At 44.4% G+C, this 18,552-nt stretch carries 19 protein-coding genes; 4 read left to right on the top strand and 15 right to left on the bottom strand.

What is annotated here, in order from left to right:
• Window position 1: 1 nt before the first annotated feature.
• The 3 genes from ACFSRY_RS06690 to ACFSRY_RS06680 form a co-directional block, all read right to left on the bottom strand.
• Entirely contained in the window at window positions 2-337 is a 336-nt protein-coding gene (locus tag ACFSRY_RS06690) for an arsenosugar biosynthesis-associated peroxidase-like protein (RefSeq protein WP_377504314.1), read from the bottom strand.
• 143 nt (window positions 338-480) lie between these two features.
• On the bottom strand, window positions 481-1,305 hold the full coding sequence (locus tag ACFSRY_RS06685; RefSeq protein ID WP_377504312.1) for an anti-sigma factor: 825 nt from the start codon (window positions 1,303-1,305) through the stop codon (window positions 481-483).
• The gene (locus tag ACFSRY_RS06680; RefSeq protein ID WP_377504310.1) at window positions 1,298-1,852 is read right to left on the bottom strand and encodes an RNA polymerase sigma factor; all 555 of its coding nucleotides are present in this window, start codon (window positions 1,850-1,852) and stop codon (window positions 1,298-1,300) included. Before ACFSRY_RS06680 ends, ACFSRY_RS06685 begins: the two co-directional genes overlap by 8 nt.
• Before the next feature lie 191 nt (window positions 1,853-2,043).
• Between ACFSRY_RS06680 and ACFSRY_RS06675 the strand changes: the two genes are divergently transcribed.
• Window positions 2,044-3,408, top strand: coding sequence for an NAD-dependent succinate-semialdehyde dehydrogenase (locus ACFSRY_RS06675; RefSeq protein WP_377504308.1), 1,365 nt, complete (start codon window positions 2,044-2,046; stop codon window positions 3,406-3,408).
• A gap of 4 nt (window positions 3,409-3,412) precedes the next feature.
• On the opposite strand, the gene ACFSRY_RS06670 is transcribed toward ACFSRY_RS06675, so the two are convergent.
• The 4 genes from ACFSRY_RS06670 to ACFSRY_RS06655 form a co-directional block, all read right to left on the bottom strand.
• Entirely contained in the window at window positions 3,413-4,177 is a 765-nt protein-coding gene (locus tag ACFSRY_RS06670; protein WP_377504306.1) for a YdcF family protein, read from the bottom strand.
• Window positions 4,178-4,301: 124 nt separating this feature from the next.
• Window positions 4,302-4,523 carry a DUF2905 domain-containing protein gene (locus ACFSRY_RS06665; RefSeq protein ID WP_377504304.1) on the bottom strand — a complete coding sequence of 74 codons (222 nt, stop codon included), beginning with the start codon at window positions 4,521-4,523 and terminating at the stop codon, window positions 4,302-4,304.
• A 55-nt stretch (window positions 4,524-4,578) separates the two neighbouring features.
• Window positions 4,579-5,187: a hypothetical protein gene (locus tag ACFSRY_RS06660; protein ID WP_377504302.1), complete on the bottom strand. Its 609-nt coding sequence runs from the start codon at window positions 5,185-5,187 to the stop codon at window positions 4,579-4,581.
• A 6-nt stretch (window positions 5,188-5,193) separates the two neighbouring features.
• Window positions 5,194-6,024 carry a metallophosphoesterase family protein gene (locus tag ACFSRY_RS06655; RefSeq protein ID WP_377504300.1) on the bottom strand — a complete coding sequence of 277 codons (831 nt, stop codon included), beginning with the start codon at window positions 6,022-6,024 and terminating at the stop codon, window positions 5,194-5,196.
• Window positions 6,025-6,336: 312 nt separating this feature from the next.
• Between ACFSRY_RS06655 and ACFSRY_RS06650 the strand changes: the two genes are divergently transcribed.
• The gene (locus tag ACFSRY_RS06650) at window positions 6,337-8,778 is read left to right on the top strand and encodes a type IA DNA topoisomerase (RefSeq protein ID WP_377504298.1); all 2,442 of its coding nucleotides are present in this window, start codon (window positions 6,337-6,339) and stop codon (window positions 8,776-8,778) included.
• A 56-nt stretch (window positions 8,779-8,834) separates the two neighbouring features.
• Here ACFSRY_RS06650 and ACFSRY_RS06645 read toward each other — a convergent pair whose 3' ends face one another.
• Window positions 8,835-9,236 carry a hypothetical protein gene (locus ACFSRY_RS06645; protein ID WP_377504296.1) on the bottom strand — a complete coding sequence of 134 codons (402 nt, stop codon included), beginning with the start codon at window positions 9,234-9,236 and terminating at the stop codon, window positions 8,835-8,837.
• 514 nt (window positions 9,237-9,750) lie between these two features.
• Between ACFSRY_RS06645 and ACFSRY_RS06640 the strand changes: the two genes are divergently transcribed.
• On the top strand, window positions 9,751-10,644 hold the full coding sequence (locus tag ACFSRY_RS06640) for an SWFGD domain-containing protein (RefSeq protein ID WP_377504294.1): 894 nt from the start codon (window positions 9,751-9,753) through the stop codon (window positions 10,642-10,644).
• Between the two features lie 188 nt (window positions 10,645-10,832).
• Here ACFSRY_RS06640 and ACFSRY_RS06635 read toward each other — a convergent pair whose 3' ends face one another.
• From ACFSRY_RS06635 to ACFSRY_RS06620, 4 genes are all read right to left on the bottom strand, one after another.
• Entirely contained in the window at window positions 10,833-11,480 is a 648-nt protein-coding gene (locus ACFSRY_RS06635) for a carbonic anhydrase (protein WP_377504292.1), read from the bottom strand.
• A 96-nt stretch (window positions 11,481-11,576) separates the two neighbouring features.
• A complete protein-coding gene (locus ACFSRY_RS06630) occupies window positions 11,577-13,148 on the bottom strand; it encodes a SulP family inorganic anion transporter (protein ID WP_377504290.1) in 1,572 nt (523 codons plus the stop codon).
• Between the two features lie 122 nt (window positions 13,149-13,270).
• Window positions 13,271-14,662 carry a HAMP domain-containing sensor histidine kinase gene (locus ACFSRY_RS06625; RefSeq protein WP_377504288.1) on the bottom strand — a complete coding sequence of 464 codons (1,392 nt, stop codon included), beginning with the start codon at window positions 14,660-14,662 and terminating at the stop codon, window positions 13,271-13,273.
• Entirely contained in the window at window positions 14,659-15,342 is a 684-nt protein-coding gene (locus ACFSRY_RS06620) for a response regulator transcription factor (protein WP_377504286.1), read from the bottom strand. Before ACFSRY_RS06620 ends, ACFSRY_RS06625 begins: the two co-directional genes overlap by 4 nt.
• Window positions 15,343-15,494: 152 nt before the next feature.
• Between ACFSRY_RS06620 and ACFSRY_RS06615 the strand changes: the two genes are divergently transcribed.
• Window positions 15,495-16,415, top strand: coding sequence for a cation diffusion facilitator family transporter (locus tag ACFSRY_RS06615; protein ID WP_377504284.1), 921 nt, complete (start codon window positions 15,495-15,497; stop codon window positions 16,413-16,415).
• Here ACFSRY_RS06615 and ACFSRY_RS06610 read toward each other — a convergent pair.
• The 3 genes from ACFSRY_RS06610 to ACFSRY_RS06600 all read right to left on the bottom strand — a co-directional run bounded on the left by ACFSRY_RS06610 (window position 16,412) and on the right by ACFSRY_RS06600 (window position 18,491).
• A complete protein-coding gene (locus ACFSRY_RS06610) occupies window positions 16,412-16,771 on the bottom strand; it encodes a DUF1801 domain-containing protein (RefSeq protein WP_377504282.1) in 360 nt (119 codons plus the stop codon). The genes ACFSRY_RS06615 and ACFSRY_RS06610 overlap by 4 nt on opposite strands.
• Window positions 16,772-17,015: 244 nt before the next feature.
• On the bottom strand, window positions 17,016-17,654 hold the full coding sequence (locus ACFSRY_RS06605; protein ID WP_377504280.1) for a DsbA family protein: 639 nt from the start codon (window positions 17,652-17,654) through the stop codon (window positions 17,016-17,018).
• 54 nt (window positions 17,655-17,708) lie between these two features.
• Window positions 17,709-18,491: an SDR family NAD(P)-dependent oxidoreductase gene (locus ACFSRY_RS06600; protein ID WP_377504278.1), complete on the bottom strand. Its 783-nt coding sequence runs from the start codon at window positions 18,489-18,491 to the stop codon at window positions 17,709-17,711.
• Window positions 18,492-18,552 lie beyond the last annotated feature (61 nt).

Below are 18,552 nucleotides of genomic sequence, written 5' to 3'. Positions count from 1 at the left end.
GCTACATTGTCAGCTCTTTTATCTTGTTCATCATCTGCACCCCGTGTACCAGAGCGGCACCTCCCTTGATAGCGGCGGCCACATGCACTGCCTCCATCATCTGGTTCTCGTCTGCACCTTTCTGCAGGCAATCTGTGCTGTAGGCATCGATACAGTAGGGGCATTGCACGGCATGGGACACGGCCAATGCAATCAAGGCTTTCTCCCGCTCGGTCAGCGCTCCCTCTTTGAAAACTTCACCGTAGTAGTCAAAAAACTTGCGTCCCATCTCAGGCTGCAGTTCACTGATGTCTCCGAACTTAGATAAGTCTGCAGGATTATAATATGTCTTTTCCATTTGCGCGGTTATATATGAATGCGATATAATTAATCTGAATATAATTCAGTAACAGCTAAAGCCAACTTATGATTTAACTTCCTGCGCCATTACTTAACGGAACAACTGCGGATCAATGCGCGGAGTCTAACAAACTGATGTACTCAGGACTTTATTTCTCCCATTACGTACATTTCCTCCAGGGTAGGATTCACACTTCCACCTGAAGGTTCTAATGTTATAGCGAAGGCTTGTGCTGTGCTGATTTCCTTCATCCGTTGTACGGAAGGCTTATCAGTGTCAAGAGCAATCATGCCAGCATTTATTGGATTGCCCTGATCCAGGGCCCAGAGCTGGTATTGTTTGCCAGCAGGCGGTTCCGGGAGTTGAAATACATCTAAATAAACCTGCTTCTGCTTCGGGTTCCAGTATACCATTACCCTGGCATCAGGATGGGCAGCCACACCCTTCAATCTAACAGGTGTGAAATCCTCATCACGCAGCAGAGACAGGATTAACTCCTGCTGTTCTACTCTGTCTGAAACTGTCCGGTAGTTTTGGGCAAGCGTCTGTTCTGAGGCAAGTGCCACTGCCAGCCTGCCTTCTGCCTCCTGCCAGTTTTGATAGAAGCGGAAGCTCATAAAGCCAGAAAGAAGAAAAAGCACTATGCTGGCTGCAAACATCCATTTGTAAGGAGAACTATCTTTTTCATAGTCTTTATAAATAGGATGTACTGGAGTTTCCTCCTCTGCTATGACAGGTTGTTCTCCTGTTATCTGTTGCAACACCCTGGCCTTTAATTCAGGTTTTGGCTCCACAGCATATGAAAGAGCATAGTTCTCCATGGTAGCACAGGCCTCCATCAGCGCAGCACGGATTTCTGGCGAACCAGCAGCCATACGCTCAACCTCCACCCGTTCTCCGGGTGTAAGTGCACCAGCGGCATACAGTTCAAGCATCCCTGAAGCTATGTATTCTTCGTTATTCACGCCCTTTAAAAAGTTTCCCTAAAGTCTTGATCGCACTCCTTGCTCTTGTCTTCACTGTACCCAACGGTATACTGAATTCCTCAGCTATCTCACTTTGCGTCATCCCCCCAAAGTACATCAGATCGATGATCTGCTTCTGATCAGGATTTAAACGCTCTGTTATTTCCTTCAATCCTATATGTTCAGGGTTAAAACTTTCTGAGCCAAATTCAGCTCTCGAAGGGTGGGTAATGTCATCAGTTACCTGACTTACGCGGTGCTGCTTTGAGCGGATTTTATCAATGGCTAAGTTTCTGCAGATATTTATCATCCAGGTAAAGAGTCGCCCTTTGGAAGGGTCATAGGAATGGAAGGAGCTCCATATCTTAACAAAGGCTTCCTGCAACACATCTTCTGCTGTTTCCTCTACCTTCACAATCTGCAGTACCACTCCATATAATGCGGCACTGTACATATCATACAGCTGAGATACTGCATTAGCATCCTGCGCCTGCAGCCTTGCTATCAGATCTTCTTCTTTTGTGATATTAAGTTTATTATTCTGCAAAATTAAAAGTGAATTAACAGTCGTGACTGCAGGCATTTAAGCCAAATATAGAAATAATTCAGGATTACCTCTCCTCTAACTTGTACGGTGCGAAAATGTTTTAAGGGTTTTACAACTGTTCTACGCTATTAGCCCCTCAGCCTGATAAACCATCTATCCGTATATTTACAACTCAACGATCAAATAAAGCTATGTCTATAAAAACAATAAATCCTGCTACAGGAAAAGAGGTAAAATCATTTGATGCAGATAGTTCAGAAGAAGTAAACAGCAAGATAGAAGCTGCACATAAAGCCTTTGAACAGTGGCGAGACACACCTTTTGAAGAACGGGCTAAGCATATGTATAAGCAGGCTGAAATCTTAGAGCAGGATGCTGAAAAATATGGTAGAATAATTTCGCTGGAGATGGGCAAACCGCTACAGGATGCTATAGCAGAAGTAAAGAAGTGTGCCAAGGCTTGCAAATACTACGCTGATAACGCTGCTGATTTTCTAAAAGATGAGGAGATAGAGACAGACGCCACGAAAAGTATAATTGCCTTTGAACCTTTAGGCGTTGTTTTAGCAATAATGCCATGGAACTTCCCATTTTGGCAGGCTTACCGCTTCCTGGCTCCTGCCCTGATGGCTGGGAATGTTTGTCTTCTGAAACATGCCTCCAACGTTCCACAATGCGCCTTAGCGATCGAAGAAATTGTTAATCGCGCTGGCTTCCCTGAAAGTACCTTTCAAACTTTATTGATAGGTTCCAAAGAAGTAAATGCCGTGATTGAGCACCCGTACGTTAAAGCAGTAACCTTGACTGGTAGCGAGGAAGCAGGCTCTAAAGTAGCAGAAAAGGCGGGTAAGGAAATTAAAAAAACAGTACTCGAACTCGGCGGCAGCGACGCTTTCATTGTGTTGGAGGATGCCGACCTGGAGCAAGCTGCGGAGGTGGCTGTAAAGTCCCGGATGGTAAACTCCGGGCAAAGCTGCATTGCGGCTAAACGCTTTATAGTGGTTGAAAGCGTAGCAGATGAATTCCTTAAAAAGATGAAGGATAAAATGGGGCAGCTAAAAACAGGAAACCCACTGGAAGAGAAAATTGATTACGGCCCCTTGGCACGTGTAGACCTGGCCAGTGACCTGGAGAAACAAGTGGCTGCATCAGTGGAGAAAGGAGCAGAAGTGGTGCTGGAGGGTGGTCGTGAAGACAGGGAAAGCGCTTATTTTAAACCCATGATTCTTAAGAATGTGAAACCAGGAATGCCTGCCTATGAAGAAGAAATGTTCGGACCGGTTGCAGCTGTAATGATCGTAAAGAATGAGGAAGAAGCCATAGCTGTTGCAAACGACTCCCGCTTTGGCCTGGGCGGTGCCGTATGGACACAGAATAAGGAGCGGGGCCTCCGGGTGGCACGAAGAGTAGAAACAGGTGCCATGTTTGTAAACGCACTCGTTGCCTCCTCACCTGAAATGCCTTTTGGTGGTATTAAAAAGTCAGGCTATGGCCGTGAATTATCTTACCTCGGCATCCGGGAGTTTGTGAACCAGAAGAGTATTTGGGTGGCGTAGCGGACTAACAATACCCAAGTATTTTATATACCACAAAACCCGTCACTTCATGAATTAAAAGGTGCCATGAACTAAAAGAGGCTATGTTTGGAATGATAAGTTCGTCAGGGGTAAAGCGACGTTCGTAGCCATAAAAATCGGCTGTGAAACTGTCTGCTTTAACTCCCGCTTTGCTAAAACAGGCCGCCGCTCTGCGCATATGAAAAGCAGAAGTAACCAACAGCACCTTTTTCCATTCCGGGTGGCGCTGAAGCTGTTGAGCTGTATGCAAGGCATTTTCACGGGTATTTCTGCTGTTGCTCTCTGTTATGATATCAGTTTCCGGAACACCGGCCAATAACAGGATTTCCTTGATCTGGTCCGCTTCCGGTATTCTGTCTTTAAGGATATAGCCGCTTCCGCCCGTTACCAGAAACTTCTTTACTTTTCCCATCCGGTACAACTGCAGCGGATGCAGGAAACGATCAGACCCTTTTGAAGTATGAATCCTGTCAGGCACATCCTCCCTGTAAGAGGTGACTCCTGTCAGGATAACGGCAACATCGTAATCCACCACATCTTTAACAGGCATAGGCTTAACTTCCCAGGCCCTCCATGCTTCATTTGACAGCAAAGGGTTAGAAAGTACGATAAGGATTGCCAGTGAAGAAATAAGAGAAATTCTCTTCCATTTCTGCGACTTCAGGAAGAGCGCCAGCAACATAAGCACTATAACCCAGATATAGGGCATCAGCAGAAAGTGAAGCGTTTTGGACAGGATAAAAAACATATGCAGAATAACTCAGGAAATTACCGAAGCAGCAAAACACCCTGCTGAAATTTAAAACTCATGGCGTAGGGAGCTACCAGTAAACAGCAAGTTAGGAAACTATGGCAAAAGGAAGAAGTTCATTTTAAAAGAATTTCCGGAACACCCATAACAGTAAAGACAGTAGTATGCTTAACAAAATCATGCTGGTAATGGGCGCATAAAAGCGCATATTTTTTCGCTCCACCCGAATGTCACCCGGCAAATGCCCAAACCAGCCAAACTTGTCTCCCGCTAACCATACAATCAATCCTATTACAATCAGTAGTATCCCGATAATAACAATGGTCTTTCCTATAGGCTGCATATATCCTCTAGCATGGTTTTAGTTCTATTATGAGAACCCTAAGATAAAACTTTTGCTAAAACCCCGCACTAACACCTACAGAAAAGCTCATAATATCCAGTGCTGTGAGTGTTTTGTCCTTAACGGCTGAGGTAACAATCAGATCATAGGTTCCTATTTCACTGTACAGTGTGATTTCTTTAATCAGCCCCCCATTTGTAATGGACCGGTTTACTTCAGCTCCCAGCCCTCCTGTTATCCGTAGGCTGCTTGTCCACCAATAATAGTCTTTAGTTGGATATGAGCTATCCCAACTTGTTGAGAACTGATCCCTGAAATAGTAGCTCAGTCCCAACCCCACACGCAAGGGAGTAACAGTATACTTTTCGCTTAAAGCAATTCTCCTGAATGGCTTATACCTTGTTCTGACCGTAAGCAGGTGAAGCATTTCCTCCGCATCCAGCTTGGGCACAAATCCATAGAGAAGCTCTGCATCTAGTTTCCTGTTGAAAAAGCTATAGTTAGGTCCAGCGGAGAACATACCGATGTTCCCGGCGAACTGGAGGGTAACACCATCCGGTGCATACCATTTACGGGTGTCAACATCATCAGCAACATCCTGGCTTAAGGCTAAGTAAGGCGTTGTAAACAGGCATGCAAAAAGCAGGAGTAGTTTTAGGCGCATCTTCTTCTAAAATTTAATACGTTCATAGCTCACTTTATCCCCTATCACTGTAAAAACAATATACTCCCGCTTTTCTGTGGCCCCTGTTTCCAGATAGGGTATTCTGCCATCAAAAGGGTGATGAAACCTGAAACTGTGGTTATGCCCATGTAAAGAAAATGCTACATTATAGTTGCTTACCAGGTTACTGTACCTTTCTGCCTTCTGCGGCCCAAATTCATTATTTGTGGGAGGTATGTGCGATAAAACAAAAACATTCTGATACCCCGTAGAGGCAGCCAGTTCCTTCTCCAGCCAGTCAAGGTCAGGCACCTTCTTATCAAATTCCAGGTAATTAGTGTTCAGCAGGATAAACTTACTCCCCCCTACTGCAAAGCTGATATCATAGTCGCCGTACATGGCTCTGAACACCTCCTGCCCATTATTAATCGCATCATGGTTGCCGATTACGGCCACGTAAGGCATCTTGAGTTTTTTAAAATCATCGTTTACCAACCGGAACTCCATCGTCAGGCCAAAGTCAGTTATATCGCCGCCCAAAAGCAGGAAGTCGGCATCACCGTTGTGTTGGTTCACATGTTGCACCAGCAGTTCATTCTCCTCGTAAAAGCCTTGCGTGTCTGCAGTTAAGATAAACTTCAGTGTATCCGCAGGGGATATGTTGAGCTGGTTTATTTTCTCTACATTTCTTTTGTTGATGTCCTTTTCATCCTCCCTCAGCCGAACTTCATAAGGACTGTATTCAAACTCTTCGCAGGCTTGGTTTATAAAAGCCAGAGAAGAGAATATAACCGAAACAATTATTGCGCGGCTATATGATTTTAGTTTCGTTAGCATATCTTACTTCTTCCTTTCTACCCTGTTTGAGTTTACCATCTAAACAGTGCTAATGTTACGGCATGAATGCAGTGGCATTTTTAATTATAAAGAATGCAGCAAAAGTTTAATTTTAAAATGACATATACCCCATAGCACACGTTATGCACGCAAACAGATATTCAGATTCTAATAGCAACAGAAGATAAACAGTAATGTTCGGATAGAAACTGACAGTGTACGGTTACACTGTTTAAAAGCTCCTTTAAATTCGCAGATCACTCTTAAAAAGCTTAAATTTGAATTCTGTTGATCTCATTAAAACCCACTAACTTGAAAGTTTGCATTGCTGAGAAACCAAGTGTAGCCCGTGAGATAGCCATGGTGATTGGCGCAAAATCGAAGAAGGACGGCTACTACGAAGGAAATGGCTATCAGGTAACCTGGACCTTCGGACACTTCTGCACGCTTCGTGAACCTGATGATTACAGGCCGGAGTGGAAGCGTTGGAGCCTGTACGACCTGCCGATGCTGCCCGAGCGCTACGGTATCAAGTTGATGAAAGACGCGGGTGTTCAAAAGCAGTTCAGGATCATAAAAACCTTACTTGACAAAGCCGAAGAGGTAATTAACTGCGGAGACGCAGGCCAGGAAGGAGAGGTTATTCAGCGTTGGGTATTAACAGAAGCTAAGTATAAAAAACCTTTCAAACGCCTTTGGATCTCTTCCCTTACCGAAGACGCCATCCGGCAGGGATTCGCCCAGCTTAAGCCAGGTTCTGATTTTGATTCACTTTACCAGGCAGGTAAGAGCCGCGCCATTGGGGACTGGCTCTTAGGATTAAATGCAACACGACTTTTCACGCTGAAATATGCCAACGGCAGCCGGCAAACACTTTCCATCGGCAGGGTACAAACGCCTACACTTGCCATGATCGTAAACCGGCACCATGAGATAGCCAACTTTGTGCCCCAGCCCTTCTGGGAGCTGAAAACCGTTTACCGCGACACCACCTTCTCCAGTACCAATGGCCGCTTTCAGAAGGAGGAGGATGCGCAGAAAATTATGACGGCCATCAAAGAGGCCGAACTTAAAATAACAGACGTTGATACCAAAAAGGGAACAGAATCAGCACCTAAACTTTTTGACCTGACTTCGCTGCAGATCGAGTGTAACAATAAACTCAGCATGTCGGCAGATGAAACGCTGAAGACCGTGCAAAGCCTTTACGAGAAGAAAGTAGTCTCCTACCCTCGGGTTGATACGACTTTTTTGCCTGACGATATTTACCCTAAGATACCCGGAATTTTACAAGGGCTTAGCAACTATCGGCAGGAGGTAGAACCGCTGCTGGCGAGTAAGATCCGAAAGACAAAGAAAGTTTTCAATAATAATAAAGTTACCGATCACCACGCCATCATCCCGACAGGGGCAGCAGCTAATAATCTATATGGTCGCGAAGCCGATGTGTATGATATAATTACAAGGCGCTTCCTGGCAGCTTTCTATCCTGATTGTATTGTTAGCAATACAACAGTCTTAGCCGAATCTGCAGGATACTCTTTCAGAGTGAGAGGCAAGCAGATTCTGGAGCCGGGGTGGCGTGTACTATATGGTGCAGAAGATGTAAAGTCAGAAATAGCGGGCAAAGAAGGTGAAGGCAAAGAAGAAGAGGAGGCATCAGGGGTTTTACCTCACTTTGAGGTGGGCGAACATGGGCCGCATGAACCTCTCCTTGACAAGAAAATGACGAATCCTCCTAAAGAATATACAGAAGCGACCCTGCTTCGTGCCATGGAAACTGCAGGAAAGCAGGTGGATGATGATGAACTGAAGGAGGCATTAAAGGAGAACGGCATTGGCCGGCCTTCTACCAGAGCTGCCATTATAGAAACCTTATTCAAAAGGCAATACATCCGAAAGGATAAAAAGAAAATCATCCCAACCCAAATGGGCATTGACCTGATAGGCGTTATACGGAACCAGACATTGAAGTCTGCTGAAATGACAGGCCAATGGGAACGCAAACTACGCCAGATAGAAGGTGGTGAGTTCAAAGCAGAATCCTTTTTACAGGAACTGCAGGAATTTGTAATAGGCCTGGTACAGGAAGTGAAGTATGATAAAGCTACTGTTACAATTGAGCCACAGCAGGAGGAGAAAAAGCCTGCCACTTCAAAAAAGAAAACCCCTAAAGCTACACCCCCTAAAGAGCAGGATGTAACGAAAGGCCTTGGCTCCTGCCCTGCTTGTAAGGAAGGACACATTTTGAAAGGCTCGAAGGCGTTTGGCTGTATCCGGTTCAAAGAGGGCTGCCGCTTTCTGATTCCGATTGAGCATCAGGGCAAAGAGCTGACTGAAAAGCAGGTGCAGGCTTTGTTAAGTAAAGGCAAGACACCTACAATAAAAGGATTTAAAGATGAGCAGGGCGAAAGCTTTGACGCGGTGCTAAAGGTGGATGCAAACCAGCAACTTGTATGGAAAAAAATTGACAAAGTGCCCGAAGCAGATCCCTTTGCTTTATGCCCGCGCTGTAACCAGGGCAAGCTATTAAAAGGTAAAGCTGCTTACGGCTGCAGCAGGTTCAGAGAGGGATGCCAGTTGATCGTACCTTTTGAGAAAGGCGGCAAGCAACTCACAGAAAAACAGATTGCTTCACTTTTACAAAAAGGTAAGACGCCAAAGATCAAAGGATTTACTTCAGAGAAAACCGGAGAACCATTTGATGCCGCCCTGGCCTTTAATGAACAATGGCAGGTGGTATACCACTTTTAAACAGAAAGGGCACTGCTATATGCAGTGCCCTTTCTGTTTGATCTATGTTGTAAAGCTTACTTAACTGTAAACTTAATTTCTTGCTGCTCTACATTGGTCCGCCTGTCAGTTGCTTTAATGTAAAGGGTATAAGCACCTGGAGCAACGCCTGTAAAGGAAAGTAAAGTATCTACTTCAACTACGTTTTTAGCGGGATATCTTTTAAAGTTCATCAGAGCGCTTTCCGCATTTTCGCCTTTCACAGTTACGTCAAGCTCTTTAACTAAATCTTTGTCCACGATGGTTACATCTAATTGCATTCCTTGGGAGGCCACTACAGACTGGTTGTTTGAAGGGGCATGAACGGTTACGCTAGGCGTAGAACCATCTGGTTGCATACTCCCATCTTCAAACAAATCTTCACAGGCTGTAAGCGCGCTTACCGTTAGCAAAGAGAAAAGTATTGTTTTCAGTTTCATTGGGTATTGTTGTGTTTGGCTAAAAGTTGAATCTTTCCTTTGGCAATGGTAGGCAATCCTTTTTAAAGTTGCATTACCAAGCAGCGACGGCTAATCACTACATGCTGTAAAATTATGTATTATTCAATAACAACAAAATATTCAGCTATAAAACTTTACAATTCTCCCAGACAAATATTTAATACAGCAGACTTCCAAAAACAACCATAGGCAACTGTAAATCAACCCCCTCTGACAAACAATGATTGTTTCCGACGTTATTCTATAACTTAACCAATACAAATAAGTACAATTATATACAAACTCATTTCTACCGTCGCCTATTTTTATGATTTAACTAATGATCCTTATAACATAGAACCACCTCATTTTTAATTAAAGTCAAGAATCATCAACCCCGGCTCATCTTAGTTTGCTTTATAACAAATCGTTCTTACAGCCGTAAAAAAATACGTCGCAGCTAATATTTACTGTGATAAGTCAATTGATTTTTTAATCCTAAACTATAAAACCTATGAGAAGCTATGAGAACTCGGGTTACAACCCGTACAATGACAATTACAGATCACAATCAAGAGGATCTGGGAGAAATTATTATTCAAGCGATTATGATTCAAATAGAGACAGAGGTTACGGATCTGACGATTACAGATCAAGCGGATTAGGTTCCGGACGTGACACTGGCTACTCAAGTTCTGGCTACGGCAACGCATCAACGTATGGTCGTTCTGCTGGCTCATCTAACTATGGTTCCGGTTACGGATCAGGTTCTAGCTATGGTTCATCAGACTATGGCAACAGACGCTATAGTTCAGATTATGACAGAGATAGAAACGACCGCGATTCTTGGGACCGTGCTGGTGACAAAGTAGAGAATGCCTGGGAAAGGACTAAGAACAAGGCTTCCAACGCATGGAACAGAGCCACAAACGACAACGATAACGATTACAACAGATATGGCTCTAACCGTAACTATGGTACGTATGGCTCTGGCTCGAACTACTATGGTTCCAGCGGCTATGGCTCTACTGGTTATGGTACAGGCTCAAGCTACGGCACAGGCTCTACATATGGTTCAAGCTATGGGTCTTCTGGCTCAAACTATGGTTCTTCAGACAGAGACCGTTACTCCTCTGACTACGATAGAAACCGTTACAGCTCTGATTATAACAGAGACAGAGATAGAGACAGACATGACCGCGGCTTCTTCGATCGTGCCGGTGATGAGATAAAGTCGTGGTTCGGTGATGACGAAGCAGAGCGCAGAAGAAGAAGAGATGAAATGCGTGATCGTCAGCACGACAGTGACTACAACAGATATGGGAGAAGCTCCTCTTCATACTCAAACACCTATAGCGGACCTCCCTACTCTTACGGATCGTCTTCGAGAAGAGACTATGAGTGGTAGAAGTAGCTACAGGCGGCCGGTTTCACCCGGTTACCAGCGGTAATTTTACCTGAGATAGTGGATGAACTCCACAAAAAAGCCCTGCTTGTACAAGCAGGGCTTTTTATTTCCGTGTCTGCAATGCACAACAAACAAGAAGGCCCTGGTTTTACAACCGGGGCCTCTGTTATAAAGGAATCTGACCTGCTTTAAGAAGTAGCAGATTCTTCTAATCCTTCTGCCAAACTATAGATATGCTCGTATCGCTTAAAAGAGGGAACATCAACATTTAAATCTCTTAATAAGCCCTCTTTGATATCATATACTAAACCGTAGAGCTTTGGCGGATCATCAGTTCGCATTGCGTTTTGAATAATGGAGGTTTTTGAGAGGTTATGCACCTGCTCGATAACATTAAGCTCTACTAACCTACGAAGGCGCTGCTCTTCGTCGTAAATGCTCATTATCTCACGCTCATGCAACCGGATTACATCTTTAATGTTTCGGAGCCAGTTATCTATAAACCCATGCTGCCTATTACTTACTGCTGCTGCAACACCTCCACAACCGTAATGGCCGCAAACGATGATTACTTTCACCTTGAGAACCTCAACAGCATAGTGCAGTACCGACAAAAGATTCATATCCGTATGCACTACCATATTAGCGATGTTTCGGTGAACGAACATTTCCCCTGGTCCTGTGCCGGATATTTCATTAGCAGGCACACGGCTATCGGAACACCCTATAAACAGATACCTCGGCTCCTGGCCTAAAGCCAGTTTATTAAAATACTCGCTGTCTTCACTTAGCTTTTGAGTTACCCATTTTTTATTATTATCCAGTATTCTCTTCATGTCTTATTTTCTTCTAAAGTACCTGGTAAGGGCGTAGTCACAAAATGAGTCATCTACTCTGATAACAGCAAGCTGGCTATCTATACCTTATTCCTATTAATGTATATCCATTACAGATACCTCTTCCACGTTTAGCAGCTCTACCTTGATGTTACGCTCATGGGCTGTCTTACTGAACTCCTGTATGGCCTCCAGCACATCATAATCAATAAAGGCAGAATTTTCCCCATCAATAATCACATGGCTGTTACTTGGTAAATGATCCAGAGTAAGTATGATACTTGCTTTATTCAGGAAAGACACATGCTCGCTTAGCTTAATGCGAATAACTTCTTTGTCTTTATACTCTTCTTTGTGGTAGAAATAAGGTGACTTGTAGTTTGCTTTCAGAATGTAGAAAACTCCAACTGCAAGTCCTACACAAATACCCACCAGCAGGTCTGTGAAAAGTATGGCCAGTACGGTAACAACAAAAGGTATAAACTGCTCATGGCCTAACTTGAACTGGGACTTATACAAAGCAGGTTTTGTCAGTTTAAAACCTACTACCAGCAGTACAGCAGCGAGGGCAGAAAGCGGGATCTGGTTCATAAGGCCAGCTAAAAGAAAAACCGAAAGCGCCAGAAAGATACCATGCACAAATCCTGAGACTTTTGTCTGGCCACCAGCCGCAACATTTGTAGAGCTACGCACAATTACGGCTGTCATCGGTAAACCACCCAATAGGCCAGCAACCATATTACCAACTCCCTGCGCTTTCAGTTCACGGTTGGTGTTGCTACGTCGCTTGTGCGGATCAAGCTTGTCAGTTGCCTCTACACTAAGCAGTGTTTCCAGGCTTGCTACAATAGCAATAGTAAAGGCAACAATATAAAGAGATGGGTTAGAAAGCTGATCAAGTGTCAGGAACTGCAGTTCATCTTTCAGATCACCAAAACCTTCAATTACAGGTAAATTAACCAGGTGGCTTGTCGTAACAGCCAGCTCAGGCATAAAGTTAATAAAGTAGTAGTTTACCCCAATTGCCAGCACAACGGCTACAAGAGCACCCGGTATCAGCTTCAGGAATTTATTACGCTTCATTACCGGGGAATCCCATGCCAGGATAGTACCTAAAGAGAGAGCTCCAATTATAAGAGCACCTAACTGGATTCTTGAAAAAGCATAGGTTAACTCCGAAAAAGTGGTACGCCCATCAGGCTGAAAGAACTGCATTTCTCCGAAGAAATCCTCATCGGCACCTAAAAAGTGTGGTATCTGCTTCAGTATTAAGATCAGACCTATTGCTGCAAGCATACCCCGGATTACGGATGACGGGAAGTATAAGCCGATTACACCAGCCTTCACAAAACCCAGAATCAACTGCAGGAAACCAGCTATCACCACTGCTAAAAGGAAAGCTTCGAAGGAACCGAGCGTCTCAATTCCATTAAGCACAATTACTGTTAAACCAGCGGCAGGCCCACTTACACTAAGCTGGGAACCACTCAACCAGGCAACCAGCACACCACCAACTATACCCGTAACAATACCAGAAAATAGCGGTGCTCCCGACGCAAGTGAAATACCTAAGCAAAGCGGTAGCGCAACAAAAAAAACAACCAATCCGGCAGGTATGTCTTTACCAAGATTGGCCAGGTAATCAGATCTTTTTAAACTGTCTTTCATAAATATTTTAAAACCAGTAGAAACATGCTGAGTAGAGTTTTAGCACATTACCTAAATGAAAGAGCAAAGCTAGGCCGGTGAGATTAACCTGGAATTAAAACAACATTAAAATGAAATTAAAATCAGGCGCGGGAGGGAATAAAGGTATAAGCCTGTGGTAGCTTAATGGTGACCCTGGTTCCTTCTGAAAGTATGGACTCTATTAAAATCTGCCCCTTGTGCAGCTTAAGAATTCGTTCTGCTAAAGGCAGCCCAATTCCATGGCCCGTAATACTCCTTACGTTATCGGCTCTGAAAAAAGGAACAAACACATGCTTCAGGTCCTCTTTCGAAATACCTAATCCCTGGTCCTTTACCTCTAGTACAACCTCGTGTCCCTGAACTTTTATCAAACTTTTTATAGCTTGCCCGGGAGGTGAGAATTTAATGGCATTCTCAAATACATTAACCACAGCAATTAACAAAAGGGCCTCACTGCCTTTTACAACGAGACGATCTTCATCGTCAGGGAAATTTTCAAAATCAACATCTATACGAGCATTAAGCTGCCTTTTCAGGGCCTGTTCCCGGGCAGTCCATACCAGCTCGTCAAACCGAAGTTCTGTCTGTTTTACTTTCGAGGAATCTATACTTGCCTGTGCAATTTGAAGCAGTCCGTTTGAAAGCTCAGTCAAAAGTCTGGCATCCTCTAATGTGGATTGCAAGACCCGCTCATACTCTACCGATGTACGTGGTTTCATCAGCGCTACTTCCAGCTCGCCGATCATGGCAGTTAAGGGGGTGCGAAGTTCATGGGAGGCATTTGACACGAAGGTACTTTGCATCTCAAAAGCAAGCTCCAGCCTGTCCAACATCTTATTGAAAGTCTGAGCCAGGTGCGAAATCTCATCTTTCCCCCTGGCACTACTCAGGCGCATGTGCAGGTCACTGGCACTTATTTTTTCTACCTCGCTCACTACCTTGGTTATGGGTCGCATGGCTTGTTTTGAGAAAGCCCAGCCTGCAATTAATACTACTACCATGGACCCCAGGAAACCAATTATGAGAATAACCTTCAGGTGCTGCAGCTTGCGTAGGCTATAAGCATCCACAGACGAAGCTAACACGCTATAATTGCCTTGGTTATCGGAGTAAGAGATTCCCACTACTTGCCGGTCATCAACTTCATACTGAACCTGTTGCTCCTGTTTTATCTTCTCCAGTATCCTTGGATTCCCTCCCAGGTCACCTTCTCCTTTCGAGAAGATCAGCCTACCATCAGAGTTGTATACCCGAACCGCTTCATACGGCAACTCATGGTAAAAGCTGATAAGATTCTGTTGCCTTTGCTGTTCGCTTACCTCATCTGCTTCTAATATATACTCTGCCGCCACTACTGCTCTTTGCTGTATGCGCTTATAAAAATCGTCCTGACGGTAGAGTGAAGTAAAGTAATAGATAACCAGTGAAAACAAGACAAGAATTAAAGCAAAAATGCTTGCAAACTGCAGCGTAAGCCTATACCTTAACTTCATACTTTATCCTGCTCCTTTAACACATACCCCATCCCAACCAGTGTATGAATCAATTTATTATCCTGGTCCTTATCTATTTTCTTCCTAAGGAAGTTTATATATACATCAATCACATTGCTTCCGGTATCAAAAGATGTTTCCCAGACCTGCTCCGTTATATCTACCCGAGATACCACTCTGCCTTTGTTTCGCAATAAATACTGCAATAGCGTAAACTCTCTCGCCGTCAGGCTTACAGGTTTACCGCCTCTTGTTACCCTCTTACTCGAGGTATCCATTTCGAGGTCTGCTATCTGCAGCTTCTCACCCGTACCGCTTTCAGTGCCACGTCTTGTTAGTGCCCTGATACGGGCAAGCAGCTCCTTAAATTCAAAGGGCTTCGTCAGGTAATCATCCGCACCTGCATCCAGACCACTTATTTTGTCATCAGTATTTCCGAGAGCGGTTAACATTAGAATGGATACACTGCTGTTGCTTTTCCTTATCTCCCGACACGCCTCAAGACCATTCATATTCGGGAGAATTACATCCAGAATGATTAGATCATACTCTTTTTGCACAGCCATCTTCACGCCAAACGTTCCATCATATGCCTGGTCCACTTCATATGCCTGTTCTTCCAGCCCCCGTTTAATGAAAGCAGCAACCTTTGGCTCATCTTCTATCAATAATATTTTCATTGTTTAAGGCACATATTGGTGGTGCGGCAACTATTTTAAATTAATTAAATTATCGCGCAGTGCAAAATTACAAAGCAGCAGGTTAACATGTATATCCTGCTGTTGTTTGACTATAAGTATCCAAACAAGGTAGCAGTCGTTTCTAAAGAAGAATGGAACACGAAAAGAATAAACACAATCATAGTCACGGACATCATCACCATCACGCCGGCGGAAACATAAAGGTCGCTTTTTTTCTGAACTTTGGGTTCACTATCCTGGAGCTGATAGGCGGTGTCATGATAAACAGCGTCGCCATTCTTTCCGATGCCCTCCATGACTTGGGTGATTCACTATCGCTGGGGCTAGCCTGGTACTTTGAGAAGGTGGCGAAACGGGACCGGGATAAGAACTTTACATTTGGCTATAAGCGTTTTTCCCTTCTTGGTGCCATTATAAACTCAGTAATACTGTTGGTTGGTTCGTTCATTATCCTCTCAGAGGCCATTCCACGTATTTTAGCCCCAGAACCCGTACATGCTCCTGGCATGATAGGCTTCGCCATACTTGGAATTATTGTAAACGGAGCGGCAGTACTGCGCCTGAAGGGTGATAGCTCCTTGAATGAGCGGGTCGTAAGACTACACCTCCTGGAGGATGTGTTGGGCTGGATAGCCGTACTGATTGGCGGTATTATACTATACTTCTTTGACCTACCCATTATTGACCCTATCCTCTCCATTGGCATTACCATTTTTGTGCTGTACAACGTAGTGCGCAACCTGCGGCAGGGTATGAAGATCATGCTGCAGGGAACCCCAACCAATGTAAACCTTGACGAAGTAAAGGCAAAACTGGAAGAACTGCCAGATATACAGTCGGTACATGACCTGCACATCTGGACCCTGGACGGCACCTATAACATACTTACTTTACACGCAGTGGTATCCGGCAGCACCAATATGCAGGAGGCAGAAACCATAAAGCAAAGGGTACGCACAGCTATGACCCACATGGACATAGGGCATGTTACAATTGAACTGGAAGAGCCAGGAAAAGAATGCAGCCACGAAAGCTGCGATCCTGAATTTTAGTTTTGGTTCAGCAGGACAGCCTCACGTACAAGTTCCCCGAAATAATTCTCATCTATGTCTTCTATAGACCGAATTTTGATATGTGGGTTTTGTCCGTTGCGGCTCACCAGCCTTCGGTTTGGATCAGAAAGCTCTTTGCCACGGAAGAATCCAAAGTGGATGCCGCTACGCGAAGAGACGAAATAGCAAACAGGGCCATAAAAGAAATAACAGGCACAGTCCCAGCGCACACACTCCTCCAGGTGCGCCACAGAGGCATTGATGATTCGGCGAACTTCGAGCGCCAGTAGTTGTTTTTCAGGAGTCAGGTTTTCGAGATACTCGTCTACTTGGTTTGTTGTTGTTTTGCTTCTCATATAGGTTCAGGTGACAATGCAGAGTAAATACTCTTGCTCCTAAATATACGAAGATTGGAATATTTAGGCAATAAAATTTTATAGGAATTATTGTAAAAAAACAGCTTGTTTATTAAAAAGAGTCGCGCCTGCTTCATTTGGAAATCTGTAAATCAGCAGCAGACGTGTATTTTATACGCTGATAACAGGTAGCTCAATAAAAGGTTTAGAAATGCAATAAAGAAAGAATATAAAATCTTTAATGCTACTGCTCTGACATCACCTGCAGCAGGCGTTGCTCAAGTTCATGAAGCTCACAAAAGCCATGGCTAAGTTTTTCGGCACCATGCTCCGTTACCAGGAAAACACTCGGAAAACTAGTGGCTCCCATATCGTCCACGTAACCAAACTCATCTTCTAACTGCTGCTTGATCTCATCTGACTCAAACAGGGCAAGAAAAAGGTTCTCTGATATGCCAAACATACTTACGATGCGAACCAGCACATCCGTATTTTTCAGGTCCAGTCCATCAACGTAAAAAGCGGAGTGCAGGGCCCTTAGTACCTCCAAAGTTAGCACAGGACGTAAAAGCCGCACACAGAGAATTGCCCTGCAGGCTGGTTCTGTGTCGTAAACAAAGGCACTTTGTTTAAAGAAACGGTAATCGAAAGGTAAAAAAGTGCGCTCCTGCACACGGTGCCAACTCACCGCTAAACGCTCTTTCTCCTCAGGCAACAGCGGCTCCTCTGCGTATGCATTTAAATCGCCCAGTAACACCTGTACGTTTAACCTACCCTGCCAAAGCGCACGAAGCCTGCGGACTACTGCTGTAAACCCATAGCACCAGGCACACATGGGGTTTGTTACATAAATTAGTGTAGGAGAATTAGGCACAGGTACCATAGTTTACTTTTATCCCTTTTTTACTTTTTTAGCCCCTACAGGGTTAGGAGAACTTCACACATAAATCATTTTTATAGTCATACCTCCATCAATGGTAAGGCTTTGCCCGGTAATAAAACCGGCTTTTTCGGAGCACAAAAATAAAGCAGCTTCGGCAACGTCTTCTGGCTTGCCTACTCTGCCAACAGGATGCTGCTCTTTGTCTTCTTTGCTATGCCGGGGAACATAGCTCTTACTTTCCTTTTCCCACTCCCCTACTTCTATCCAACCTGGGGCAATGGCATTTACTCTTATCTTTTCCGCTGCTAAGCTTACTGCTAAGGAATGTGTGAGGGCTTCCAAACCTCCCTTGGAAGCAGAATAAGGAAATGTATTAGGTTCCGACATAAAAGCACGGGTACTAGAAATATTAAGTATTGCCGGGTGCTCTGCCTTCTTTAAAAGCGGAAGCGCATACTTTGCACACAACAAGGGGCCGCGTAAGTTTACCGCCAGCACCTGATCAAACACTGCCATATCCAGTTCCTGAAGTGGCCCAACAAACGGATCAGCAATACCAGCATTGTTAATCAGCGCATCCAGTACGACAAATTTGTCCCCTACCTGCCGCATCAGCTCTTTCACGTCCCGCTCCTGACTCACATCGCAGCGTATAAAATGCACCTGTAGGTTCTGCTTTTCAAGCCGATTCAGTGCTTGCCTACCTGCTTCTTCATCCTTATCTGTTATTACCACCCTGGCTCCTGCCTGAGCAAAGGCCTGCGCCATTCCAAGACCAATTCCTTGTGCGCCTCCTGTAATTAATACTATTTTCTTATCAAATAGGGAATTAGCCATAGATCCATTTATTTTGAATGGTAAATAAAAGTGAGTGCACTGAGTATACAAGCCCACAAAG

The organism is Pontibacter locisalis (genome assembly GCF_042684605.1).
GTDB classification, from domain to species: Bacteria; Bacteroidota; Bacteroidia; order Cytophagales; family Hymenobacteraceae; genus Pontibacter; species Pontibacter locisalis.
The sequence above is the reverse complement of the archived record's forward strand: the minus strand, read 5'-3'. Positions and strand labels throughout refer to the sequence as shown.